This window comes from Caulobacter sp. SSI4214 (genome assembly GCF_012184455.1).
Classification (GTDB): Bacteria; Pseudomonadota; Alphaproteobacteria; order Caulobacterales; family Caulobacteraceae; genus Caulobacter; species Caulobacter vibrioides_E.
Genome location: NZ_SZWJ01000015.1, coordinates 20,589 through 43,966, shown reverse-complemented (window position 1 = coordinate 43,966; position 23,378 = coordinate 20,589). Strand labels below are relative to the sequence as shown.

General features: G+C 66.3%; 23 protein-coding genes. 13 read left to right on the top strand and 10 right to left on the bottom strand.

The window, feature by feature from the left end; all coding sequences use genetic code 11:
• Nucleotides 1-201 precede the first annotated feature (201 nt).
• The 12 genes from FCU40_RS06730 (at nucleotide 202) to FCU40_RS06675 (ending at nucleotide 12,773) form a co-directional block, all read left to right on the top strand.
• A complete protein-coding gene (locus FCU40_RS06730; RefSeq protein WP_206677314.1) occupies nucleotides 202-2,010 on the top strand; it encodes a feruloyl-CoA synthase in 1,809 nt (602 codons plus the stop codon).
• Nucleotides 2,007-3,260 carry an FAD-dependent oxidoreductase gene (locus FCU40_RS06725; RefSeq protein ID WP_206677313.1) on the top strand — a complete coding sequence of 418 codons (1,254 nt, stop codon included), beginning with the start codon at nucleotides 2,007-2,009 and terminating at the stop codon, nucleotides 3,258-3,260. Before FCU40_RS06730 ends, FCU40_RS06725 begins: the two co-directional genes overlap by 4 nt.
• 75 nt (nucleotides 3,261-3,335) lie before the next feature.
• Nucleotides 3,336-4,166, top strand: coding sequence for an alpha/beta hydrolase (locus FCU40_RS06720; RefSeq protein WP_175582063.1), 831 nt, complete (start codon nucleotides 3,336-3,338; stop codon nucleotides 4,164-4,166).
• Between the two features lie 3 nt (nucleotides 4,167-4,169).
• Entirely contained in the window at nucleotides 4,170-5,093 is a 924-nt protein-coding gene (locus FCU40_RS06715; protein WP_168073851.1) for a VOC family protein, read from the top strand.
• Entirely contained in the window at nucleotides 5,080-5,865 is a 786-nt protein-coding gene (locus FCU40_RS06710; RefSeq protein ID WP_175582062.1) for a fumarylacetoacetate hydrolase family protein, read from the top strand. Before FCU40_RS06715 ends, FCU40_RS06710 begins: the two co-directional genes overlap by 14 nt.
• Entirely contained in the window at nucleotides 5,862-6,806 is a 945-nt protein-coding gene (locus FCU40_RS06705; protein WP_168073849.1) for an acetaldehyde dehydrogenase (acetylating), read from the top strand. Before FCU40_RS06710 ends, FCU40_RS06705 begins: the two co-directional genes overlap by 4 nt.
• The gene (dmpG, locus tag FCU40_RS06700; RefSeq protein WP_168073847.1) at nucleotides 6,803-7,831 is read left to right on the top strand and encodes a 4-hydroxy-2-oxovalerate aldolase; all 1,029 of its coding nucleotides are present in this window, start codon (nucleotides 6,803-6,805) and stop codon (nucleotides 7,829-7,831) included. The genes FCU40_RS06705 and dmpG overlap by 4 nt, the downstream gene beginning before the upstream one ends.
• Nucleotides 7,824-8,804, top strand: coding sequence for a nitronate monooxygenase (locus tag FCU40_RS06695; RefSeq protein WP_168073845.1), 981 nt, complete (start codon nucleotides 7,824-7,826; stop codon nucleotides 8,802-8,804). The genes dmpG and FCU40_RS06695 overlap by 8 nt, the downstream gene beginning before the upstream one ends.
• A 116-nt stretch (nucleotides 8,805-8,920) precedes the next feature.
• A complete protein-coding gene (locus tag FCU40_RS06690) occupies nucleotides 8,921-9,505 on the top strand; it encodes a TetR/AcrR family transcriptional regulator (RefSeq protein ID WP_168073843.1) in 585 nt (194 codons plus the stop codon).
• A gap of 273 nt (nucleotides 9,506-9,778) precedes the next feature.
• The gene (locus FCU40_RS06685; RefSeq protein ID WP_168073841.1) at nucleotides 9,779-10,279 is read left to right on the top strand and encodes a lipocalin-like domain-containing protein; all 501 of its coding nucleotides are present in this window, start codon (nucleotides 9,779-9,781) and stop codon (nucleotides 10,277-10,279) included.
• A gap of 20 nt (nucleotides 10,280-10,299) precedes the next feature.
• Entirely contained in the window at nucleotides 10,300-11,250 is a 951-nt protein-coding gene (locus FCU40_RS06680) for a 3-hydroxyacyl-CoA dehydrogenase NAD-binding domain-containing protein (RefSeq protein WP_168073839.1), read from the top strand.
• A 26-nt stretch (nucleotides 11,251-11,276) separates the two neighbouring features.
• Nucleotides 11,277-12,773 (top strand): CoA transferase, encoded by a 1,497-nt coding sequence (locus FCU40_RS06675; protein WP_168073837.1) that lies wholly within the window; start codon nucleotides 11,277-11,279, stop codon nucleotides 12,771-12,773.
• A gap of 166 nt (nucleotides 12,774-12,939) precedes the next feature.
• On the opposite strand, the gene FCU40_RS06670 is transcribed toward FCU40_RS06675, so the two are convergent.
• The 7 genes from FCU40_RS06670 to styA form a co-directional block, all read right to left on the bottom strand.
• Complete coding sequence (locus FCU40_RS06670; RefSeq protein ID WP_168073835.1) at nucleotides 12,940-13,842, bottom strand: LysR substrate-binding domain-containing protein; 903 nt, start codon at nucleotides 13,840-13,842, stop codon at nucleotides 12,940-12,942.
• The gene (locus tag FCU40_RS06665; protein ID WP_168073833.1) at nucleotides 13,833-14,525 is read right to left on the bottom strand and encodes a sigma factor-like helix-turn-helix DNA-binding protein; all 693 of its coding nucleotides are present in this window, start codon (nucleotides 14,523-14,525) and stop codon (nucleotides 13,833-13,835) included. Before FCU40_RS06665 ends, FCU40_RS06670 begins: the two co-directional genes overlap by 10 nt.
• A 359-nt stretch (nucleotides 14,526-14,884) precedes the next feature.
• Nucleotides 14,885-15,505 carry a TetR/AcrR family transcriptional regulator gene (locus tag FCU40_RS06660; RefSeq protein WP_168073831.1) on the bottom strand — a complete coding sequence of 207 codons (621 nt, stop codon included), beginning with the start codon at nucleotides 15,503-15,505 and terminating at the stop codon, nucleotides 14,885-14,887.
• Nucleotides 15,506-15,863: 358 nt separating this feature from the next.
• The gene (locus FCU40_RS06655) at nucleotides 15,864-16,529 is read right to left on the bottom strand and encodes an OmpW family outer membrane protein (RefSeq protein ID WP_168073829.1); all 666 of its coding nucleotides are present in this window, start codon (nucleotides 16,527-16,529) and stop codon (nucleotides 15,864-15,866) included.
• Between the two features lie 100 nt (nucleotides 16,530-16,629).
• The gene (styC, locus tag FCU40_RS06650; RefSeq protein ID WP_206677312.1) at nucleotides 16,630-17,187 is read right to left on the bottom strand and encodes a styrene-oxide isomerase StyC; all 558 of its coding nucleotides are present in this window, start codon (nucleotides 17,185-17,187) and stop codon (nucleotides 16,630-16,632) included.
• Nucleotides 17,188-17,229: 42 nt separating this feature from the next.
• Nucleotides 17,230-17,754, bottom strand: a complete 525-nt coding sequence (locus FCU40_RS06645) for a flavin reductase family protein (protein ID WP_168073827.1) — start codon at nucleotides 17,752-17,754, stop codon at nucleotides 17,230-17,232.
• Nucleotides 17,755-17,796: 42 nt separating this feature from the next.
• Nucleotides 17,797-19,068 (bottom strand): styrene monooxygenase subunit StyA, encoded by a 1,272-nt coding sequence (gene styA, locus FCU40_RS06640; RefSeq protein WP_168073825.1) that lies wholly within the window; start codon nucleotides 19,066-19,068, stop codon nucleotides 17,797-17,799.
• A gap of 114 nt (nucleotides 19,069-19,182) precedes the next feature.
• Here styA and FCU40_RS06635 point away from each other — a divergent pair, with 114 nt between their 5' ends.
• The gene (locus FCU40_RS06635; RefSeq protein ID WP_168073823.1) at nucleotides 19,183-20,091 is read left to right on the top strand and encodes a LysR family transcriptional regulator; all 909 of its coding nucleotides are present in this window, start codon (nucleotides 19,183-19,185) and stop codon (nucleotides 20,089-20,091) included.
• A gap of 54 nt (nucleotides 20,092-20,145) precedes the next feature.
• Here FCU40_RS06635 and FCU40_RS06630 read toward each other — a convergent pair whose 3' ends face one another.
• From FCU40_RS06630 to paaK, 3 genes are all read right to left on the bottom strand, one after another.
• A complete protein-coding gene (locus FCU40_RS06630) occupies nucleotides 20,146-21,651 on the bottom strand; it encodes an aldehyde dehydrogenase family protein (protein ID WP_168073821.1) in 1,506 nt (501 codons plus the stop codon).
• Nucleotides 21,652-21,722: 71 nt separating this feature from the next.
• Nucleotides 21,723-22,025 (bottom strand): EthD family reductase, encoded by a 303-nt coding sequence (locus FCU40_RS06625; RefSeq protein ID WP_168073819.1) that lies wholly within the window; start codon nucleotides 22,023-22,025, stop codon nucleotides 21,723-21,725.
• Nucleotides 22,026-22,040: 15 nt separating this feature from the next.
• Nucleotides 22,041-23,336 (bottom strand): phenylacetate--CoA ligase PaaK, encoded by a 1,296-nt coding sequence (gene paaK, locus FCU40_RS06620; protein WP_168073817.1) that lies wholly within the window; start codon nucleotides 23,334-23,336, stop codon nucleotides 22,041-22,043.
• Nucleotides 23,337-23,378 lie beyond the last annotated feature (42 nt).

The following is a 23,378-nucleotide window of genomic DNA, read 5'->3' as shown; positions in this document are numbered from 1 at the left end:
GATCGGGCGAGGGGGAGCCCGCCCTCAGGCTCAAAAAGATACGCCCGCGTATCTAGATGGCGAGGAATAGCGTCAATCCTCCGCGAACATCGGGCTCAGCCAGCCCACGGCGCGGCTTGACGACCATACGCTAGAGAATGTTATGTGGCGATGACGCCGGCCTTCAGCCAATCAGACCGGCGAGGACAGGGAGCAGCCACGTTGAACCGAGCCGACCAGAGCCTGTTTCCCGCACCCCAGGTGGTGCGGGCGGATCGCCCCGACGGCACGATCATTCTAACCAACGCGCTGCCCTTGCCGCCCGCGCCCGAAACCATACCGCACCGTTTGTTGGCCTGGGCCCAAGCGCAGCCGAACGCGCCATTCCTGAGCGAACCCACGCCCGAGGGGCGCCGCACCATCACCTACAGCCAAGCCTGGAGCCAGGTGGTCGAACTTGGGCGACGGTTCTTGGCGCTCGGCCTTGGCCCCGACCGGCCGCTGATGATCCTGGCCGGCAATTCCATCAACCATGCCCTGACGGTGCTGGCGGCGATGAGCATCGGAGCGCCCGCGGCGGTGATGTCTCCGGCCTACGCCTCCCCCGCCGCCAGCCCCTGGACGAAATTGGCGCAGGGCCTGGACCATGTCGGCCCGGGCCTGATCCTCAACCAGGCCCCCGACGCTGTCGGCCAGATCATCGCGGGCCTTGGCGTGAGGGCGGAGATCCAGCCTGTCGAGGATCTGAGCTGGCTGGACGATGTCAGTCCGGCCTCGCGCGCTCAATTCGACGCGGCCCTGGCGCGGGTCACCGACGCCACCGTGGCCAAGCTGCTGTTCACCTCCGGCTCGACGGGGTCGCCCAAGGCGGTGATCAACACCCAGGGCATGATGACCTCCAACATGCAGGCCCTGGCCCTGGTGTGGCCGTTCTTGAACGCTCGCCCCCCGGTGCTGGTCGATTGGCTGCCTTGGAACCACACCTTTGGCGGAAATTGCTGCTTTAACCTGGCGCTCTATTTTGGCGGCCAGTTCCACATCGACCAGGGCAAACCCTTGCCCGCCCAGATCGGCCACACCGTCCAGGCGCTGCGCCAGATCGCCCCGACCCTCTACTTCAACGTGCCGGCGGGCTGGGAGGCGCTGCTGCCGACGCTGGAGGGCGATATCGATTTCGCGCGGCAATTTTTTTCGCGGGTCGACTTTCTGTTCAATGCGGGCGCGGCCCTCCCAGCCTCGATACGTCAGCGGCTCAGCGACGCGGCCATGCGCGCCATGGGCGGGGTTCCGCCGATCATCGCCGGCTGGGGCTCCACCGAGACCGCGCCCTTTTCGACCGTCGTCTACTTCCCGACCGAGCATTCGACCAATCTCGGCGCGCCCCTGCCGGGAACCGAAATCAAGATGGTGCCGTTCGCCGAGCGACATGAGCTTCGGGTTCGCGGGCCCAATGTGATGCCCGGTTATTGGAACCAGCCCCAGCCCACCGCGGAGGCCTTTGACGAGGAGGGCTTTTTTCGGATCGGCGATGCGGGCCGCCTTGTCGATCCCCAGCGGCCCGAGGCCGGCATCCTCTTTGACGGCCGGGTCGCGGAGAATTTCAAACTCTCGTCGGGGACCTGGGTGAATGTCGGCGCCTTGCGTCTGGAGATCATCGCAGCGACCAAACCCCTGGTCTCGGACGTGGTCATCGCCGGCGAAGGCCAGGACCATATCGGCCTGCTGGTGTTTCCAAACGAAGCGGCCTGCCGCCAACTTCTGGACCCCCAGGTCAGCGACACGTCGGCGGACCAGGCGGTCCAGCATGAGACGGTGCTTGCGGCGCTGGAGCGCCTGATCGGCGATTATAACCGCCGTCAAACCGGATCAAGCACACGTGTCAGGGCCTATCGCGTGCAGACCGACCCGCCCAATGCCAGGTACGACGAGATCACCGAAAAGGGCTATCTCAACCAGCGTGCGGTGCTCAGCCGCCGGGCCGATGAGGTCGCGCTGCTCTTCGCCGTCCCAGCCGTGCAGGCTGCGTCGTGACGCCGCCGCCTTCGAACGCCTTCGACGTGCTGATCGTCGGGGCCGGACACGCCGGCGCGCACGTCGCGGCGAGTCTACGCCAAGGCGGCTTGGCCGGCGCCATCGGCCTGATCGGCGAGGAACCCGACCCGCCTTACGAACGCCCGCCCCTGTCGAAGGACTTTCTGCTCGGCGAGAAGAGCTTTGAGCGTATCCTGATCCGCCCGGCCGCCTTCTGGACGGACAAGAACATCACGCTGCTGCTGGGCCGGCGGATCGTCAGCGTCGATCCGGCGGCCAAGCGGGTGACCAGTTCGGCGGGCGAGACCTTCGCTTACGGGCAGTTGATCTGGGCGGCCGGCGGCGTCGCCCGCCGCCTGACCTGCCAGGGCCATGATCTGAGCGGGGTCCATACCATCCGCAGCCGCGCCGACGTCGAGCGCCTGAGACGCCAGCTGGTCGGGGCCGAGCGGGTGGTGGTCGTCGGCGCCGGCTATATCGGCCTGGAGGCCGCCTCGGTTCTCAACAAGCTTGGCAAGTCCGTCACCGTCTTGGAGACCCAGGACCGGGTGTTGGCGCGCGTGACCAGCGCGCCGGTTTCGCGGTTCTTCGAGGGGCTGCATCGCCGGCATGGGGTCGACGTGCGCCTCAACGCCGCCGTCTCGGCTCTGGAAGGGTCACAAGGCCGGGTCACGGGCGTTCGGCTGGCCGACGGCGCGCTGCTGGACGCGGATCTGGTGATTGTCGGCATTGGGCTAGTTCCGGCCGTCGAGCCTTTGCTCGCCGCCGGCGCCAGGGGGCTCAACGGGGTCGATATCGACGGCGCGTGCCGAACCAGCCTGCCGGACATCCTGGCGATCGGCGACTGCGCGGCGCACGAAAACGCCTATGCCGACAACATACGCATCCGTCTTGAGTCTGTGCAGAACGCCCATGACCAGGCCGCGGTCGCGGCCAAGACCGTCTTGGGCCAGACCGCCACATACGCCGCCACGCCCTGGTTCTGGTCCAACCAGTACGACGTGCGCCTGCAAACGGTCGGGCTGTTCAACGGTCATGACACCGCGGTCGTACGCGGGGATCCGACCACGGGGGCCTTCTCCGTCGTCTATCTGCGCGATCGCAAGGTTTGCGCCCTGGACTGCCTGAACACGCCCAAGGACTTCGTCCAGGGCAAGGCGCTGGTCGTGGCGCGCGCGATGGCCTCTCCGTCTGACCTGGCCAACACGGCCCTGCCGCTCAAGGCGCTGATCGGCTCCGCGGCCGCCTGAATAACCATACGCTACCGTATTGACAGAGCCGGCGCTTTGCGACCAGTGTCGGACCGATCCAAGAGGACCTTCCCAATGGCAGAGACATTGATCGCAGGGCGCGGCAAAACCATCTCCGCGCTCGAGATCGAGACCAATTTTCACGAGGCCGGCGCCGGTGATCCGGTGGTGCTGCTGCACGGTTCGGGTCCAGGCGTTTCGGCCTGGACCAACTGGCGACGGGTGATTCCGCGCCTGGCGGATGATTTCCGCGTCCTGGCTCCCGACATGGCGGGTTTCGGCTTTACGGAGCGCAAGCCCGACGCGACCTACGACATCAAGCACTGGGTCAAGCATCTTCTGGGCTTCCTGGACGCCCTGGGCGTGGAGAAGGCGTCCCTGGTCGGCAACAGCTTCGGCGGCTCCCTGGCCCTGGCCACGGCCGCGCGCTATCCCGATCGCGTCGATCGTCTGGTGGTGATGGGCACGCCCTGCGACAAGTTCATGATGACGCCGGGCCTGCGCTCGGGCTGGGACTACAGCCCCTCGCCCGAGGCCATGCGCGCGGCCATGGCGCATTTCCCGTTCGATCCGGCCTTCATCACCGACGAGCTGGTTGAGGAGCGCTATCAAACCAGCCTGATCCCCGGCGCCCAGGAGGGCCTGCGCAAGCTGCTGGCCAAGCCCAATGAGGAAGGCGACACCCCGCTGTCGGGCATGCCCGAGAGTGTTGTGGCCTCGATTCAGGCGCCGATCCTGGTGCTGCACGGGCGCGAAGACCGGGTGATCCCGATGGAGATGGGCCTGCGCATCGCCAAGGCCGCTCCCCAGGCGGATCTGCACCTGTTCGGGCGCTGCGGCCACTGGGTCCAGGCCGAACGGTTCGAGGATTTCGTCGCCCTGACTCGTCGCCACCTGAAGGCCTGAGCCATGGCCCGTTCCGACATCGAGGCGCTAGGTTATCTGGGCCTTCAGGTCTCCGACCTGGCCGCCTGGACGGCCTTCGCCACCCAGGTCCTGGGCGTACAGGCCGTCGGCCGCGCAGATGGCGGGGTGGACCTTCGCCTGGACGCCTACGCCGCGCGCATTCGACTGCACGAAGGGCCGCTGGACGATCTGGCCTATTGCGGCTGGGAGGTTCGCGACGCTCAGGCGCTCGACGCGCTCGAGAGCCGCCTGGCGGCGGCGGGCGTGGAGAGCCAGCGCGGCGGCCCGGCCCTGGCGGCCGACCGACGCGTGATCGACCTGATCAGTTTCCGCGACCCGGAAGGGACCGTGCACGAGGCTTTCTACGGCCCGCTGCAACGGACCGACAGGCCGTTCGTCAGCCCTCTGGGCGTGGCGTTCAAGACCGGCCGCCAGGGTCTGGGCCACGTGGTGCTCAGCTGCCGCGACAAGGCCGCGATGATGGCTTTCTTCACCCAGACGCTGGGCTTTCGCCTGTCCGATCACATCCGCACCGAAGTCATTCCGGGCCGCCCCATGGAGATCAGCTTCCTGCGCTGCAATGGCCGCCACCATTCCCTGGCCCTGGCGCCCGTGCCGATCCCCAAGAAGATCGTCCACCTGATGATCGAGGCCCTGTCGGTCGATGACGTGGGCCGCGCCCTCTATCGCTGCCTGGACCAGAAGATCCACCTGAGCTTCACCCTGGGACGCCACTCCAACGACGAGATGCTGTCCTTCTATCCGGTCACCCCTTCGGGCTTTGACCTCGAATATGGCTGGGGCGGCCTGGAGGTCGATGACGAGACTTGGCACGTGGTCACCCATGAGACCAATTCCGCCTGGGGTCACACCTTTCAGCGCCCGCCCCGCCCCCAAAGCCGGAGACAATCTGATGGCGTCTCATGAGGCGTTGGCCGCGCGCTTACGCGCGGCCTACCAAGGCGGTGCGATCGACCCCCTACGCGACGGACTCGACCCTGTAGACTCCGTCGGCGCCTATGCGGTGCAGACGATCAATACCGAAATCTGGCGCGGCCAGGGGCGTCGCGTTATCGGCCGCAAGATCGGTCTGACGGCCAAGGCGGTCCAAGCCCAACTCGGCGTCGATCGTCCCGATTATGGCGTGCTGTTTGACGACATGCTCATCGACGACGATGGCGATCTGCTGGCCTCCAGGGTGCTGCAGCCCAAGGCCGAGGCCGAGGTGGCTCTGGTGCTCGAGCGCGATCTGGACGTGGTCGACGCCACGATCCAGGACGTGGTGGCGGCCACCGCCTACGCCCTGCCGGCCATCGAGATCGTCGACAGTCGCATCGCCGACTGGAAGATCACCTTCGCCGACACCGTGGCCGATAACGGCTCGTCGGCTTTCTTCGTGCTGGGGACCACGCCCCGCTGTCTGGCGGGGCTGGATCTGTTCACCTGCGGCATGGCCCTGCAGGTCAATCAGCAGATCGTCTCGGTGGGTTCGGGCGCGGCGTGCCTGGGCCATCCCCTCAAGGCCGCCGCCTGGCTGGCCGGGACCCTGGCGAAGATGGGCGCGCCCCTGCGCGCTGGAGAGACCATCCTAACCGGAGCCCTGGGCCCCATGACGGCGATCTCGCCGGGCGACATCGTCACCGCCCAGATCGGCGGTCTCGGCGCCGTCAGCTTTAGATACAAGGAGGACAGGACGTGACCCACAAAAGCAAGGTCGCCATCATCGGATCGGGAAACATCGGCACTGACCTGATGTTCAAGATCATGCGGCTGTCCGACACCCTTGAGATGTCGGTGCTGGTGGGCGTGGATCCGGAATCGGACGGGCTCAAGCGCGCTCAGCGGCTGGGCGTGGCGACGACGGCCGACGGCATCGACGGCCTGGTGGCCCTGCCCCAATTCAAGGACATCAGCGTGGTGTTCGACGCCACCTCGGCCGGGGCCCACGCCAAGCATGACGCGATCCTGCGGGCCCATGGCAAGCAGATCATCGACCTGACGCCGGCGGCGATCGGCCCCTATACGATCCCGTCGGTGAACGGAGAGGCCAACCTCGACGAGCCCAATGTCAACATGGTCACCTGCGGGGGCCAGGCGACGATCCCGATCGTGGCGGCCATCAATCGGGTCGCGCCGGTGATCTATGGCGAGATCGTCGCCTCGATCGCCAGCAAGTCGGCCGGTCCCGGCACTCGCGCCAATATCGACGAGTTCACCGAGACCACCTCCCAGGCCATCGAGCGGGTCGGCGGGGCGCGTCGGGGCAAGGCGATCATCGTGCTCAATCCGGCCGAACCGCCGCTGATCATGCGCGACACCGTCTATTGCCTGACCGGCGAGGCCGACCCCGCCGCGATCGAGGCCTCGATCCTGGAGATGGTCGCCACGGTGCAATCCTATGTCCCCGGCTATCGCCTCAAGCAGAAGGTGCAATTCGAGCGCGTCGGCGACAACGCCAAGCTTCGGATCCCTGAGATGGATGATGAATTCTCGGGCCTGAAAGTGTCGGTGTTCCTCGAGGTCGAGGGCGCGGCCCATTACCTGCCGGCCTATGCCGGTAATCTCGACATCATGACCAGCGCGGCGTTGCGGACGGCCGAAGCCATCGTCCGCCGCCGTCAAGACCGGGCAGCCGCATGACCTCGCCTTCTCCCAAGCTCTACATCCAGGACGTCACCCTGCGCGACGGCATGCACGCCATCCGTCACCAGTATGGCCTTGATCACGTGCGGGCCATCGCCAAGGCCCTCGACGAGGCCGGGGTCGACGCCATTGAAGTGGCCCATGGCGACGGGCTGGCCGGTTCGTCCTTCAACTATGGCTTTGGCGCCCACACCGACTGGGCGTGGATCGAGGCGGTGGCCGACGTCGTCAATCAGGCCAGGCTCACCACCCTGCTCTTGCCGGGCATCGGAACAGTGCACGATCTCAAGCACGCCTACGGGCTAGGCGTGCGCTCGGTGCGCATCGCCACCCACTGCACCGAGGCCGATATCTCCAGGCAGCATATCGAATATGCGCGCGGTCTGGGCATGGACGTCAGCGGCTTTCTGATGATGAGCCACATGACCGACCCGCAAACCCTGGCCGGCCAAGCCAAGCTAATGGAGACCTACGGCGCCCACTGCGTCTATGTCACCGACAGCGGCGGCGCGCTGGACATGGACGGCTATCGCGAGCGATTGCAGGCCTATGATCGCGTCCTCGCGCCCGAGACCGAACGCGGGATCCATGCTCACCACAATCTCTCGCTGGGCGTGGCCAATTCGATCGTCGGCGTCCAGCACGGGGCGGTTCGCATCGACGCCAGTCTGGCGGGCATGGGCGCGGGCGCGGGCAACGCACCGCTTGAGGTTTTCATCGCCGCGGCCGACCGCAAGGGCTGGAGCCACGGCTGCGATCTCTACAAGCTGATGGATGCGGCCGAGGACCTGGTGCGTCCGCTTCAGGACCGCCCGGTGCGCGTGGACCGCGAAACGCTTAGCCTGGGCTATGCCGGGGTCTATTCGTCGTTTCTGCGTCACGCGGAGAAGGCGGCCGCGGACCATGGTCTGGACACCCGCCAGATCCTGGTCGAGGTGGGGCGTCGGCGCATGGTCGGGGGGCAGGAAGACATGATCGTCGATGTCGCCCTGGATCTGGTGAAGGATCGCGCCCATGGCTGATCGCGCCATTGTCGACCACCTTTATGAACGCCTGCGCCTGCCGGTTCTGGTCGCGCCGATGTTCCTGATCTCCGGCCCTGAGCTGGTGATCGCCGCGGCCAAGGCCGGGGTCATGGCCGCCATCCCCGGTCCGAACGCGCGGACCATCGAAGACATGCAAGCCTGGCTGGGGTCGATTTCCGAGCAACTGGAAGCGGCGGGCAAGCCGGGTCAATGGGCGGTCAACATGATCGTCCACCCCACCTATGAGCGCTTCGACGCCGAGCTTGATCTGATCTGCGAACACAAGCCCAAGGTGGTCATCACGGCGTTGGGCAGCCCGCGGCGACCCCTGGAGCGGGTGCATGCCTATGGCGGGGTGGTGTTCGCCGACGTCATCTCGCCCGACCAGGCGCGCAAGGCCGTCGAAGCGGGCGCGGACGGCCTTATCCTGGTCTGCGCGGGGGCTGGCGGCCATACCGGCCGCTACAGTCCCTTCGCCTTCGTCGAGGAGGTGCGGCGGTTCTGGGATGGGCCGCTTGTCCTGGGCGGCGCCATCGGGGGCGCGCGGGCCATTCGGGCGGCGCTCGATCTGGGCGCGGACTTCGCCTACATGGGCACGCGCTTCATCGCCACGCCAGAGAGTCTGGTGTCGGACGACAATCGCGACATGCTGGTGCGATCGAGCATGATCGACATCGTCACCACTGCAGCGGTCAGCGGCGTGCCGGCCAACTGGATGCGCGAAAGTCTCGAGCGAGCCGGCCTGTCCGGAGACCTGCTGGAGGAAAAAAAGAAGATCGACTTCTCAAACCTCCACGGTGAGAGCAAGGCCTGGAAGAACATCTGGGGCGCGGGCCAGGCGATCGGCGCCACCCAATCGATCCAGACCACGGCCCAGATCGTCGAGGAGCTGTGCGGTGACTATGCGGCGCTGGAAGTCGAAACCCAGCGGTTTTCGCTTTGGCCTCGCGCGGCGTCCCTGGCGGCCTGATCAAAGCCGCCCTGACTTTTGGTCGCCCCTGCGCCCCGTGCGGCGGCGAACCTTGGCGCGCGCCTGGCCTGGTGGCGGACCAGGAGCGCGTTTGCTAGGGTCGTCCAAAGGAGTCGATGTTGGCCAGAACCGCGATCGCGAAACAGGACACCGACCAGACGGGGCGTCTGACCGCACGCGATTGGATTCGCGGCGCACTGGATATCCTGGCCGATCAGGGCATAGCCGGCGTCCGGGTGGAACCGCTGGCCAAGCATTTGGGCGTGACCAAAGGCAGCTTCTACTGGCACTTCAAGGACCGCGCCGCCTTGATCGACGCCATGCTCGAGGGTTGGCGCAAGCGCGCGACCCTGGCGATCATCGACCGGCTGGAGCAGTCGGGCGAGGGGCCCCGCCAACGCCTCAACGCCTTGCTGAATCTGCCGCTGGCCGGCCATCGCTCGGCGCGCGGCGCGGACGTGGAACTGGCGATACGGCTGTGGGGCCGTCGCGATCCGAAGGCCAAGGCCGCCCTGGCGGAGGTCGATGAGCTGCGCCTGCGCTATTTCACCCAGTTGATCGAAGCCCTGGGTCATTCGCCCGAGCACTCGCGGGCGCGCGCGGTGCTGGCCTACAGCTTCATGCGCGTCGCCGCGGCTCTGCCCGGCGGCATCGACGCCAAGGCCTCCGCGCTGATCGAAAACATTCTGTTCGACAACTAGTTGTTCGATCTCCAATGGGTGGCGGGCGCGGCCGCACGCAAAGCGATCGATAAGCCCGCCAGCGATGCTGGCCTGCGTCGCGCGTCGCCGCCTCTGCTGGTGGCGACGCCAACGGAACGCGCCCGAAAACACCGGCTGGCCTGCCCATCTTCGGGGGCCGCCCGCGGCGGTGGCACGGGCTGACCCATGCTTTCCAGGCATATCATCAGGACTGCCTAAGTCTTTGTGCGCAGCCTCGCGGGGACCTATCACGGCCGCCTCAGGAGGCTGAACATGACCAAAATCAACAGGCAGCAGCTGGTCGGGGCCTGGCTTCTGGCGTCCTATGTCGAGCAGGACATGGCCACCGGCGTCTCGTCGTTTCCAATGGGAGAGCATCCCAAGGGCGTGATCTTGTATACCCCCGATGGATACATGTCGGCCCAGCTGGCGAAGGGCGAGCGCGCCCGTTTCGCCAGCGATGACGTCTATGCCGGCCGCGCGGATGAATATGAGCAGGCTGGCCAATCGTATCTGGCCTATTCCGGACGTTACTTCGTCGACGACGCCACCGGCCGCCTCGAACACGAGATGTTCGTCAGCTTTTTCCCCAACTGGCAGGGTCAGCGCCAGGTGCGCGTGGCTCGGATCGACGGCGACATGCTCTATCTCGCGCCCGCCGAACCCATGCCCTTCAACGGCGGCCTCAAGATGGCCTACCTGGCCTGGCGCCGCGCCCCCGCCCACCCCGCGCTTGAAGCGACCGGGTCGCTCGGCGCCGGGCGCGCGGCTTAGATTTCCTAAAGGAACATCCCATGACCCCCTATGGTCGATCCATTCGCAAGATCGGGATCGTCGGCTGCGGCGTGATTGGCGCATCGTGGGCCGCATATTATCTGTCCCGCGGCTTTGACGTGACCGCCACCGATCCGGCCCCTGGCGCGCAGGCCAAACTCCGCGACCTGGTCGAACAAGCCTGGCCGCCCCTGACGCGCATCGGCCTGGCCGAGGGCGCGGCGCTGACCCGCTTGAGCTTTGACGACGATCTGGCCGCGGCTCTGGCGGGTGTGGACTTCGTGCAGGAAAACGGTCCTGAGCGGGTCGACGTCAAACGTGACCTCCTGGCCCGCATCAGCGCCGCCATCGATCAGGACGTACTGATCGCAACCTCCTCGTCGGGGATCGTGATTTCACAGATCCAGAGCGCGGCGATCAATCCGGCTCGCGTCATTCTCGGCCACCCGTTCAATCCCCCTCACCTCATTCCGCTAGTGGAGGTGGTCGCAGGACAGGACACCGCGCCGGAGGCCGTCGCCGCCGCGCTCGATTTCTATGAGCGCATTGGCAAGAAGCCGATCCACATTCGCCGGGAAATGAAGGGGCACGTCGCCAATCGCCTGCAAGCGGCGCTTTGGCGCGAGGCCTTCTATCTGCTCGACCAAGGGGTGATCAGCGTGGCCGATCTGGACACGGCGATCGCCCATGGACCTGGGCTGCGCTGGGCGCTTCTGGGACCGTTTCTCAATCTGCATCTTTCTGGCGGCGACGGCGGCATCGGCCACCTCATCGACCATCTGGGACCGCCGATTGAGAGCTGGTGGCAAGACCTGGGCCAGATCGCCTTGACGCCGCAGGTGCGCGCCAAGGCCGTCGCCGGGGTCGAGGCCGTTCTGAGCGGCCGGTCTCTGGCGGCCCTGACCGAGGCGCGCGACGAGGTGCTCATCGATCTGCTCACCCTCAAGGCGGCTCAACGGCCGCTGCCCTAGCCCCCTCCTGCCCAAGGACCATCGCCTTGTCCCAGATTGAACAGCGCATTCGGGCCGCCCAGGCGGCCCCCTTGAGCAACGACACCACCCTGGACCCCATGGACCAGCTACGCCAAGTGCTCGCCTCTGTTGGTCTTGCGCCCGAAGGCAGCGGCGGCGAGATCCGGTTTGTCGGCGCCGATCCGGTCATTTCGAGCCCGTGGCCGCTGGCGACCATGGCCGCGGTGTCTTTGATGGCCAAGGCGGTGGCGGTCGCCGACCTCTGGCGCCTGCGGACCGGTCAAGGCCAGGACCTTTCAGTCAATCTGGGCCAGGTCCTGCACCGTCTGTGCCCCTTCTACGACAAGAAATGGGAGCTGTTGAACGGCTATGCGCCCGGCGCGCCGTCCGACCCGGCCAACCCTTTCATGCCCAGCCACATGTACCAGACGCGCGACGGGCGCTGGATACAGCTGCTCAACATCTATCCGCGCACCAAGACCGCGATGCTCGGCTTTCTAGGCTGCAACGACGACCCGCGCGCCATCGCTGAAGCGGTGCGGCGCTGGGACGCCTTTGCGCTCGAAGAGGCGGTTAATCGCGCCGGCCTGCAAGCCACGGTCGTGCGCACCGTCGAGGAGTTCCTTCAGACCGAACAGTTTCAGTATTTGAAGACCCTGCCGCTGGTGGAGGTGCTGAAGATCGGCGACAGCGAGCCGGTCGCCTTCACCCCCGACGCCAAAACCCCGCTCGACGGCGTACGGGCGATCGGCTTGGGGCACGTCATCGCCGGCTCCGGTCTAGGGCGGGCCCTGGCCTACCACGGCGCGGACGTTCTCAACCTTTGGCGTCCTAACGATTTTGAGATGGACCTGGTGTACTACAGCGCCAATGTCGGCATGCGCTCGGCGACCCTCGACTTCGCCCAGCCTGCCGAACGTGCTCGACTCGACGCGATGATCGCCCATGCGGACGTCTTCTTCGCCAATCGGCGTCCCGGTTATCTGGAAAAGTTCGACCTGACCGCCGAGCAGATGGCCCAGGCCCATCCAGGCCTGATCCACGTGGACATGTCGCTCTATGGCTGGGACGGTCCCTGGGCGGGGCGCACGGGTTTCGACCAGAACGCCGGTGGCGTCAGCGGCGTCCTGGCGCTGGAAGGCTCGCCCCAACGTCCCCGGCTCACCGAGATCTTCGTCGTCAACGACTACGCCATGTCGTGGATCGCCTCGGTCGCGGTCGCCGCGGCCCTGAAGCGGCGCGCCCTCGAAGGCGGCAGCTATCGGATCCGGATTTGCCTGGCGCGGCTGTCGCTTTGGCTGCTCGAAATGGGCGTGTTCGACAAGGCTTACGCCAAGGCCGTGGCGGGCCAGCCTGGCGGACATGAGTATCTGCCGCCCGATCTGTTCCAGGCCGATACGCCCTGTGGCCACTATCAGGGCGTGACCGACCAGGTGACGATGTCGGCCACGCCCGGTCACTACGCCGTGCCGCTCGTGCCGCGCGGCGCCAGCCGCCTGGAGTGGCCGGCGCGCTCGGCCTGACCCCCTCGCCGCCTCCCCGGCGAGCGCCGCGATCGTGGCCTTCCATACGACGCGGCGCGGCCGCGGCCCTGCGAGCATCGGGCCGCGGCCGATTTTTTCCAGGAAGACCGATCCCAGGAAGAGCCTCCGGCGCGCCCCCCGGGCGAGCGGCGACGGCGAGCGCCGCTCAGGCGCGTGTCGTCGAGCCTGCCCTGTAACCGCCGGCCCAGTCATCCGTGATCGCCTCGACCAGCGGCCTGACCGCCGAGGCGTTGCCGGGCCGCGAGGCGAGCGCCAGCGGCATGGGCCGCGGTCCGTCCGCCAGCCGCCGAAAAACCACCTCACGCGGCGCCAGGCCCGCCGCAAAGTCCGGGATCAGCGAAAAGCCGCCCGTCGTCATGACCAGGGACAGGGCCGAGGCGATGTTCGAGGCCGTGTGGCTTGGCCGTAGGGCCATGCCGCGCAGCTGTCCCCAGGCGTCGATGGCGTGACGCAGCGCTGGCGCGGCCCGGCGGCTGACCGAGATATAGGTGTGTTCGGTCAAGGCGTCGAACGCCACGGCCTGGTCGCTGGCGAGGGGATGGGCTAGCGGCAGGGCGCAGACGATCTCGTGCTCGCCCACGAGGGTGAAGTGCAGGTCCTCAGCGTCCTCGTCCTGACGCATGAAGGCCAGATCCAAGGCCCCAGCCCGCAATTCCTCGACGAGCCGCGGCGATGAGGCGCTGATCAATTGCACGTCCACCCCCGAATCGACGATTGCGGCCAGCCGATTGACGGGCGCCAGCACGGTCGCTTCCAGACCCGGCAGGCAGCCAATGCGCAGGATCGGCCGGGCGCTGCGTGTGAGGCTGACGGCCTGTTCAAGCGCCCCAAGAACGCGGCGGGATTGGTCGAAAAACACCTTTCCGGCTTCCGTCAGCGCCATGCCCCGGGCGCGGCGCGCAAACAGCTGCACACCCAACTCGGTTTCCAGTTCCAGCAGTTGCCGGCTCAGGGACGGCTGGGAGGTATGCAACCGCTCGCGCGCGGCCTTGCTGACGCTGCCCGCCTCGGCGACAGCCAGGAAATAGCGGATGTGCCTCAGTTCCATGCTCTTGGGCCTAGGCCATCGCGCGGCGCCTTCGCAAGATCAATCGCCGCCAACGTCAATCCGATCGAAATTGGCCGCGGTGGCGGAGCGGTTAGATTTTCAGTTCGCGGAACGCAATGTTTCTCCAGTCGCGGCAAGCCAGACAGCTTATCGGGATTGGTGACGATATAGAGGACTTCGATGCGGTCTTCGACAACACGCAGCGTTAGCGCCGACTGCGGGCGTCCATCCAGATAGCTGACGATCCCCGGCTCGCCGTTGATCGACACGATGCGTTGCTCCACGCCCTGCGACAGGAGCCTTTTGAGGCCATGCAGCGTGGCGCGCGCGACCCGATCGGGGCCGTGGATCGGGCGGGGCAGCGCCGGCGCCCGCCCTCCCCCGTCCGAATGCAGAACCACGTCGGCCGCCAGCAGGCCGAAAAGCTCGGCCAGATCGCCGCTGGCGGTGCCCGATGGAAGCGTTGCAGGAGGGCTAGATGCGCGCCCGGCCCGGCTTAGCAGTTGCCGGCAGTGGATTTCAGTCAGACCCAGGGCGCGCGCGATATCGGCGCGCTTGAAGTCGAAGACGTCGCGCAGGATGAACACGGCCCGTTCGGCGGGGGACAGGCGCTCCAGCGTCAGCATCAACCCCATGGAGATGACCTGGGTGAACTCCAGGCCGCCCTGAGCGGCGTCGGCCACCGGCTCGTGTCGTATCAGGACCCTTCGCCAATGCTAAGTCATGCCTTCCTCGTGCTGTACGCCTGTAGTGGACGGCATAGCCGGCCTGAATGGTCGCCTGCACCAGGATGGCCACCCCGACGGGAGGCTGGATTCGAAACCCTCGATCACCCCGATCAATGAGATCCGCCGCCCATGCGCAATCGCCGCCACCGAGTTGGCGAGAATGCGCCGCCGGCCATCGCCAGGATGTGGTCCGCGCCGCGCCCGCCGGTGAGGTCGACAACCGCCTGGTCGCAATCGGGCGTCGATGCGCGATTGACGCCATATCTCGCGCCGTGCGCCTTGATCCGATCGATTTTGGCGTCGCTGTGGGGTGGTCACGATGACGTTCGCCCGCCTTTGGCAGGGGCGATAAGCATCAGGCTGCCCAGCAGACGGCGGAGATGCTCGGTGAAGCGGTCCAGATTCATGGCTGGATTGCGCACCATACGCCAGGGCAAACCTTCCAGGAGCAAGGTCAGGACCTCCATGCGCGCCTCGATCTCATCGGGATCGCAGTCCGGGCCATTGATCGACCGCATGATCGCGCGAAGCCGCAGCCTGGCCCCCTCATCCACCGCTTGCAGAGCCTTGGCGACGGAGGGGTTGCGCGAGGCCTCAGCGGCGATTTCCAGCATCAGCCTGCCCCACGAGGGGTCGGCCGCCCGTTCGACGGCCGGCCTCACCTGGGCGACAAGGGTCGCTATCTTGTCGTCGCTGGCCGTGAAGGCGGACTCGACCAGAGCCAAGGTTCGTTCCATGTCGCGCCTGACGATGGTCGCGATCAGATCTTCCTTGCCCGTGAAGTGGCGATAGATCTGGCCGACCGAAACGCCCGCTTGCTTGGCGATCTCCGACATGGCCGTTCCATGGAAACCGCCACGCTGGAAGCAGGCTTCGGCCGCCAGGGCGATCTGATCTTCCCGGGCCTGACTACGGACGTGACGCTCGGCTTGCATCGGTGATCTCTATCCCCAAAGCGATCAGGAACGGGGGGCCCACAGATCATACGGCTCCATCTCGACCGAGCAACCTAGCCAACCGCAAGCGCCGCCATTTGCACTGCGGTCGGTCGGCCTTGAGACGGACAGGCAGCCGACCAGCTGGTCACCCGCCGCCAGATGAACTGGGCGCCGAGTCACCCCGCGTCAGCCCGCTGGACAGCAGGCGCGGGGTGACTTTGCCGGTGGACGTCGCCACCATCCGCGCGCCACCGCCGCGGTGCGTGGCCCAAAAAAAAGCCCCAACCTTCGGGCTGGGGCGGCGCGACCACGCGTTGGGAGGTGGCGCGACCAGGCTTTGGGAGGCTCCCTAGACCTAGAAGTGGACGCTGACGCCCGCCATGACGATCAGCGGGTTGAGCTGGATCTCGGCTGAGGCCGGCGCGCCGCCGACGGTTCCGGTGGCGTCAGTGTCCAGAAAGATCTGCTTGGCGTCGACAAAAACGCCGATCCGATCGTTGATCTGGCTCTCGACGCCGGCCTGCAGCACGAGCCCGACCGGGCTTTTGACCTTCAGGTTTTGCACCGCCGCGTCCTTGTCGCGCAGGACGATGGTGTAGTTGACGCCCGCGCCGACATACGGCTCGAACTTCGGACCAAAATTGGTGAAGTGATAGTGGCCCGACAGCACGGCGGGACCGTACATGACCTTGCCCAACTTGACCCCTTCGAGCGGCCCGGTGCCCACCAGGATGGCGTTGGGCGGCGCGCCGACCGTCAAGGACACCGCCCAGTTCTTGGTGAACTTGTAACCGGCCTCGATGCCCACGCTATAATTGGAGTCGGCCTTGACGCGGGCTCCGGGGATCTGTCCCCCGCCGACCGAGATCTTGGCGCTTTCGTCGTATTTGACCACCAGCGGCCCGGTATGAATGTACCAGGGGCTGGATCCGGGGCGGCCTGGCTCGGCCGCCACCGCCTGCCCGGCCCCAACCAAACCCAGGAACAGGCCGGCGGCGGCGAATAAGGTAGCTGACTTCATGGCAATTCCTCCCCGTGGGGCGACCGCGCTTGGGTCGCCCTTCTGTTGTTGCGTAACGATGTGCGCTTGAGGTTCCCGCTTGCGCGCGCGGGGGCCAGGCCTAGGTGCTGGCTTTGGGCGGCCCGGAAATCGCCCGCCAGCCGATCACCAGCAACGCGCCCATGGCCAGCACGCCAAACAGGTAGGCCGGCGCCAGGGCCAGGTAGCTGAAGACGTCGGCCGCCCCCAGACGGCTCGGGCCGAAGGCCAAGCCACGGTTGGGCGAGAAGTTGCCGAAGAAATAGAAGCCAACATTGGACCAGCCATCCAGGGCGATGATCCAACCCAAGATCCTGGCGGTGCGTTCCTTGAAGTCCAGCAACGGCAGGGTGAAGGCCACCCCGATCACCATCAGACCGTTCATCACCGGCCCTGTGTGGGTGCGCTTCCACCCCTCGGCCGTACCGGGCAGCTGGAAGTGGAGCATTCCGCCGGGGATTTCAAACCCGCCGAGCAGAAACATCCACAGGCCCAGGCCTCCGACCAGCGCCATGAAGATCATAAGGGCGCCATGGCCCAACATCACCCGGCGCAGGGCGATCTTGCTGACCTCGCTTTGGGGGCCGTCGCCCGCCGCCGAGTCCAGCAGACCGCTTAGGCGTTCGCTGATTGCCGTCATGTTCCCTTCTCCCTTTTTTTCCGCCTGAGGCGGTGCTTTTGGTTAGCCTTGCGTCTCCAAGGTCCGCTGCAACGCCTTGGACCCCGGCAAGACATGGAATTGGCCGTCGTGGTAGATCAGCGGCGGCTTGTCGGCGAAGTAGATGTTGCGCACCGCCCCGAAGACCACCCCGTGGGTGCCGGCGATGACCACCTGGGTCACCTCGCACTCCAGGGCCGACAGGGCGGTGGCCAGGATCGGCACGGCCAGGTGCTCGCCCTCGAGCCAGTCGCCATGCTGAAACCGCTCGTCGCCCTGCTGGCCGCCTCGGCCGGCGAAGGCCTCGGCGACCGGTCGGTGATGCTCGGCCAGCAGGTTGACGGCGAACCGCCGTGTCTGCTCGATCATCTTGAACGTCCCGGTCGCCGTGTTGACGCAAGCCAGGATCGTGGGCGGCTCGGCGGACACCGAGCACACCGCCGTGGCGGTGACGCCGCGACGATCCCCGTCCAGCGCCGTGGAGACGACGCTGACGCCCGCGGCCAGTCGCGCCAGGGCGCGCTTGAAAGTGTCATTAGTGATCGACATCACGGGACCTTGCAGGTTGTGGGGCGACGATGGGCGACCGCTCTATTCGGCGGCCGCCACCTGGGGATCGACGGTGCTGGACGCCAAGCGCGTGGCGACCCAGGCCTGGGTGCGCTCGGCGCTCGAGAAGCAGTCCCACTGCTTTTCCGGATAGTTGAAGTTCTCGGTGAATTCGTCGACCAGCGGCGGATTTTGACTGATCGCACCGATGAAGTTGAGCAGGTCGGGCGACAGGTTGCCCAGGCCATCGAGCATATAGTTGGTCCAGCGCGTGGCGCAGAGCACGCGATCCTTGCGGGCCGCGTCGACCTTCTCCATGAACCGTTCGTCGAAGACGTCTTCGGCGACGATGGCTTGGCCCAGGACCAGCGCGGCGTAGGACGCCATATTGGCTCCCTGGCCCAGAACCGGGTCGACAACCGCCTGCACGTCGCCGAGCGCCACGGCCAGCCGGCCGTTGTCCAGGCGCGCGTAGCTGTTGCGTACGGTCGGGGTGACCCCACCCTGCAGGATGTCGAGCGGGCCGTTGGCCAGGTCGAACTCGTCCTCGTTGATCCGCGCGGCGCAGGTCGGATAGTGTTTGCGCAATTTTTCCAGCAGCAAGGCGATGAAGGCCTTGGGGTCGTCGTCGTACTTGGTCTTGGCCAGGATCTCCAGGTCGCCGCCGACATGGTTTTCCATGACCAGGGCGTTGACCATGCCGCCAAAGGACAGGGTCGGGATTTCGATCATTTCGCCGGCGCCGGGCGAGAAGAACATGGTCACCGCCCGGGTCTCCGGCTCGCGAATGCCCTTGAACAGGCCCACGCACAGCGCGCGCTGGGGACGATCGAAGGGCGAGCTTTCCGGCACCGGGGAGAACATCTGGCCGAACGGCCCCTTGCCCGTGCAGACCACCAGCAGGTCAAACTGCTCGGAGATGGTCGACAGATCCTCGTGGGCCACCGGCGCGTACTCGACCTGACCGCCGCGGGCGATGAAGTCCTCCAGCAACCGCGGCTGGTAGATGCGGTAGTCGACCGCCCGCGAAGGCTTTTCCAGGTTGCCGTAGAATTCGAGCGGCTGGGGCGTGCCGACATAGTAGTAGTGGCCAAAATAGCCGTACTGATCCGACGGCCAGTGATTGCAGCCCAGCAGGTCTTCGCGCTCGACCGTCACATGGTGATGGGCGACGGTGTTGAGCAGACGCATGCCCGCATATTCCTCGGGACGGCGATCGGTGAAGAGCTTGGCCTCCACGCCGTTCTGCAGCAGGTAGAGCCCCAGTTGGAGCCCGGCGGTTCCGGCTCCGATGATGCCAATGCGCTTGACCATGCTTTTGCTTCCTCTCCTAAGCGACCTTTTGCGGCAGCCTTTTTTTCTATTTACCGACCGCACGGTCAGGCGTAAACGACACAAATCCACTATGACCTATTCGATTTGGAATAGATGCCCGATCGCCTTGAAGCCTACGCCGCCTTCTCCCGGATGATGGAGCTGAGAAGCTTTTCAGCGGTGGGCCGGCAGATGCGGATCTCCCAATCGACGGTCAGCAAACATATCGCCGGCCTTGAAGCCGAATTTGGCGTGCAGCTGTTCACCCGCACGACCCGGCGCATCAGTCCCACGCCCGAAGCGTCAGCCATTCTGGAGCATGTCCAGCGGATGCTCGAGTCCCTGGAATCCGCGCGCGCGGCGGTGCGCGGTCAGACGCCCGAGGCCAGTGGTCTGCTGCGTCTGGCCGCTCCGGTCTCCCTGGGGCGAAGCCGTATTCTGCCGCTGGCGGCCGGCTTCCTGCGCGGCCATCCCCGGGTCTCGCTGGAGGTGATCCTCACCGATGAGATCCACGATCTGGTCGCCGAGGGTTTCGAATTGGCGATCATCGCCTCGCGGCCACAAGAGAGCTCGCTGGTCGGTCGCGCCGTTCGCACCTTTGCCTGGCAGGTGGTGGCTTCCCCCGCCTATCTGGCCGCCGCGCCGGCGCCCGAGGCGCCCATTGACCTGGACCACCACACGCTGCTGTTGCCCTCGCGTCTGGCCGACGCGCCCCTGGAGTTTGATTCCGAGCATGGCCGCCAAGCGGTGCGGGCGCATGGTCGCCTGAGGAGCAACAGCGACGAGGCCGTCTTTGACGCGGCTCTGGCCGGGGACGGGGTGGCGATCGCGCCAAGCTGGCTGACGGCCAAGGCCTTGGCGACCGGAGCCCTGGTGGCGCTGATGCCCGACTATTATCTGCCGCCGATCTCCGTGCGGCTGGTCTATCCGCAGACCCGGTTTCTTTCACTGCGGGCCCGCAGCTTCATTGACTATATCGTGCCGGAACTGGCGCGCGAAACCGCGGCGGGGCGCGGCGCCTAGAGAACCGCAGGCAGCCGCGCGCCGGGCGAGGCGGACGCCTCGCCCGATCCAGGGTCAGTAGGCGATGCACACCGATTTGACCTCGGTGTAGCTGTCGAGCGAATGAATTCCGAAATCACGGCCAACGCCGGATTCCTTGTAGCCGCCGAACGGCATGTTCGGATCGATCATGTTGTGGGTGTTGACCCAAACGGTGCCGGCCTTCAGTCGCGGGATGTAGGCCATCGTCTTGTTCAGATCATTGGTCCACAGCGACGCGGTCAGACCCATGGGACTGTCGTTGGCCAGGGCGATGGCCTCGTCCTCGCTGTCGAACGGCGTCACCGTCACCAGGGGCCCAAACACCTCCAGACGGGAAATGGCCAGTTGCGGCGCGGCGTCGACGATGACCGTGGGTTCGACATAGTAGCCTGGACGATCGGGGCGCTGGCCCCCCGCCACGACCCGAGCCCCGTCCCGCCGCGCCTGGTCGATATGGCCAAGGATCTTGTCACGGTGCTGAGCCGAGACCACGGGGTTGATCTGTGCGCCTGGATCAAGGCCAGGACCCATGGACATCCCGCGCACGGCCTCCGATAGCGCCGCGACGAACGGCTCATAGATCGTGCGGTCGACATAGAGGCGCGATGCGGCCGCGCAGACCTGCCCGTTGTTGAAGAAGCCGCCGACAACTGCGCCCTGCACCGCCTTTTCGATCGGGGCGTCGGCCAGGAAGATGGCCGGGTTCTTGCCGCCAAGCTCCAGCGATGTCCTGAGCATGCGGTCGGCCGCCGAGCGGGCGATGGCCTTACCCGTCGCCGTCGAGCCGGTGAAGGTGATCTTGCTGATCAACGGATGGTCGACGAGCGCCTGCCCCGTGCGGCCATCGCCGGTGATCACGTTGAGCGCGCCCGCGGGCAACCCGGCCTGGTGGGCCAATTCCACGAGCCGAAGGCTGGTGAGCGGCGTGACCTCCGAGGGTTTGAGCACGACCGTGCAACCCGCCGCCAAAGCGGGCATGATCTTCCAAAGCCCGATCATCATCGGAAAATTCCACGGCGCGATGGCGCCGACCACGCCGACTGGCTCACGGCGCGTATAGGCGTTGTATCGCGCGCCCGGAACCGCCCCGATGGAGACGTCGAAGGTCTCCCCGTGGAGCTTGGTGCTCAGACCGGCGATATAGCGCATATAGGCCGGCGCCCCGCCGATATCGACGTAGCGGGCGATGTTGATCGACTTGCCTTGGTTGAGGGTCTCGATCTGGGCCAGTTCCTCGGCGTGGGCTTCCACCAGGTCGGCGAAGCGCAGCAGGATCCGCTCGCGCTCGGCTGGCGCCAGGCCGCTCCAGACGCCCGCTTCGAACGCGTCATGGGCGGACCTGACTGCGCGATCCACATCGTCGCCGCTCGCATTCACGACGCTGGCGATCTTCGCCCCGTTGGCCGGATCGTAGACCGCCAAGCGATCCTTGCCGTCCAGGGCTCGCCAGTCGCCGTCGATGAACAGGCCATGGGTTCGGCCCACGAAGGTGCGAACCCCAGCCAGCAGCGGGGTCAGGTTGTCGACAGCTTTGTCCATCGTCTTCTCCCTAATTGCGCCTCGCCGCCGCGGCGTGGGCGTCGGTTTATCGTCAAGGCGCCGGGCCTGGGTTAGAGCTCCAGCGCGCTGGCCGTCATCACCGTCACCAGATCCTTGGCGAACAGCTCGACGTCGGCGCTGGCGGCGGCCATTTGCGGGCTCTTGAGGGCCGGCCCGAAGTCGGCGTCGGCAAAGCGCATCTCGCAGATCAGGAACGCCGCCTCCGGGCCGGCCAGGGTCCGGTCTATCCGGGTCACATCCGCGCTGATCAAGCCGGGGATCTTGGCCACCAGCGGCAGGTGGCCGCCCTGGTAGCGCGACAGGAAGGCGTCGATGTCGTCAGGGGTCTTGTAGAGCGCGATCAATTTTTTCACGACGAGTCTCCGGGTTCAGGCCGATTGGCGAAGGTCGATGACGCGAGAGGCCTTGCCCTGCGAGCGGGGCAAGGATCCGTCCGGGCGCACGTCGATGGCCACGGTGATGCCGATCAGGGTCTTGATGCGTTCGGCCAGTTTGCGGCTGTCGCGCACACGCGCCTCGTCGCCCGCCTCGCCCCGCCCTTCGACCAGAAGGCGGACCTGATCCATGCGGCTGGGCCGGGTCAGCTCGATCTGGAAGTGGGGGGTCAGGGCCGGACAACAGAGAATCTGTTCCTCGATCTGGCTGGGGAAGACATTGACGCCGCGGATGATCAGCATGTCGTCGGAACGGCCAGTGATCTTGGCCATTCGCCGCATGGTCCGCGACGTGCCCGGCAGAAGGCGTGTGAGGTCTCGCGTACGGTAGCGTACGATCGGCATCGCCTCCTTGGTCAGGGACGTGAACACCAGCTCGCCCTCGGCCCCGTCAGGCAGCACCGCGCCGGTGACCGGATCGATGATCTCCGGATAGAAGTGGTCTTCCCAAATCGTCGGCCCGTCCTTGGCCTCGACGCATTCGCCCGCCACGCCGGGACCCATGACCTCCGAGAGGCCATAAATATCGACCGCGTCGATACCGAAGGCCTGTTCGATCTCTTCACGCATGGCGTTGGTCCACGGTTCGGCGCCGAAGATGCCGGTTTTGAGCGAGGACGCGCGCGGGTCCAGCCCCTGGCGCTGGAATTCGTCAAGGATCGCCAACATGTAGCTGGGGGTGACCATGATCAGCTCCGGCTTGAAGTCGCCGATCAGCTGGACCTGCTTTTCGGTCTGGCCGCCCGACATCGGAATGACCGCGCAGCCCAGCGCCTCGGCGCCGTAGTGAGCGCCAAGGCCGCCGGTAAAAAGGCCGTAACCGTAGGAAATCTGGACTTTCATGCCGGGCCGGCCGCCCGCGGCGTGGATCGACCGCGCGACAACGCCCGACCAGGTCTCGATGTCCTTGCGCGTGTAGCCGACCACCGTCGGCTTTCCGGTCGTGCCCGACGAGGCGTGGATCCGCGCCAGACGTTCTTGGGGAACCGCGAAGAACCCGAAGGGATAGGCGTCGCGCAAATCGGCCTTGGTCGTGAACGGAAAGCGCGCCAGGTCCGAAAGGCTGCGCAAGTCGTCAGGGTGGACGCCGGCCGCGTCGAACTTCTCGCGATAGCGCGGATTGCCTTCATAGGCGTGGGTCAGCGACCAACGCAGGCGGCTCAGCTGCAAAGCCTGCAACTGATCGCGCGAAGCGGTTTCAATTGGTTCGAAAGCGAGCGATGCCGCCATGTCTGACCTTCTCCCTAAACAGTCTTCTCGCTCACGTTGGTC

Bases quoted from the DNA above. Each gene is read 5' to 3' on its own strand.
- FCU40_RS06720 (WP_175582063.1), top strand. From the start codon at position 3,336: ATGGCAGAGACATTGATCGCAGGGCGCGGCAAAACCATCTCCGCGCTC.
- FCU40_RS06715 (WP_168073851.1), top strand. From the start codon at position 4,170: ATGGCCCGTTCCGACATCGAGGCGCTAGGTTATCTGGGCCTTCAGGTC.
- FCU40_RS06710 (WP_175582062.1), top strand. From the start codon at position 5,080: ATGGCGTCTCATGAGGCGTTGGCCGCGCGCTTACGCGCGGCCTACCAA.
- dmpG (WP_168073847.1), top strand. From the start codon at position 6,803: ATGACCTCGCCTTCTCCCAAGCTCTACATCCAGGACGTCACCCTGCGC.
- FCU40_RS06695 (WP_168073845.1), top strand. From the start codon at position 7,824: ATGGCTGATCGCGCCATTGTCGACCACCTTTATGAACGCCTGCGCCTG.
- FCU40_RS06690 (WP_168073843.1), top strand. From the start codon at position 8,921: ATGTTGGCCAGAACCGCGATCGCGAAACAGGACACCGACCAGACGGGG.
- FCU40_RS06685 (WP_168073841.1), top strand. From the start codon at position 9,779: ATGACCAAAATCAACAGGCAGCAGCTGGTCGGGGCCTGGCTTCTGGCG.
- FCU40_RS06680 (WP_168073839.1), top strand. From the start codon at position 10,300: ATGACCCCCTATGGTCGATCCATTCGCAAGATCGGGATCGTCGGCTGC.
- FCU40_RS06670 (WP_168073835.1), bottom strand. From the start codon at position 13,842: ATGGAACTGAGGCACATCCGCTATTTCCTGGCTGTCGCCGAGGCGGGC.
- FCU40_RS06660 (WP_168073831.1), bottom strand. From the start codon at position 15,505: ATGCAAGCCGAGCGTCACGTCCGTAGTCAGGCCCGGGAAGATCAGATC.
- FCU40_RS06655 (WP_168073829.1), bottom strand. From the start codon at position 16,529: ATGAAGTCAGCTACCTTATTCGCCGCCGCCGGCCTGTTCCTGGGTTTG.
- styC (WP_206677312.1), bottom strand. From the start codon at position 17,187: ATGACGGCAATCAGCGAACGCCTAAGCGGTCTGCTGGACTCGGCGGCG.
- FCU40_RS06645 (WP_168073827.1), bottom strand. From the start codon at position 17,754: ATGTCGATCACTAATGACACTTTCAAGCGCGCCCTGGCGCGACTGGCC.
- styA (WP_168073825.1), bottom strand. From the start codon at position 19,068: ATGGTCAAGCGCATTGGCATCATCGGAGCCGGAACCGCCGGGCTCCAA.
- FCU40_RS06635 (WP_168073823.1), top strand. From the start codon at position 19,183: ATGCCCGATCGCCTTGAAGCCTACGCCGCCTTCTCCCGGATGATGGAG.
- FCU40_RS06630 (WP_168073821.1), bottom strand. From the start codon at position 21,651: ATGGACAAAGCTGTCGACAACCTGACCCCGCTGCTGGCTGGGGTTCGC.
- paaK (WP_168073817.1), bottom strand. From the start codon at position 23,336: ATGGCGGCATCGCTCGCTTTCGAACCAATTGAAACCGCTTCGCGCGAT.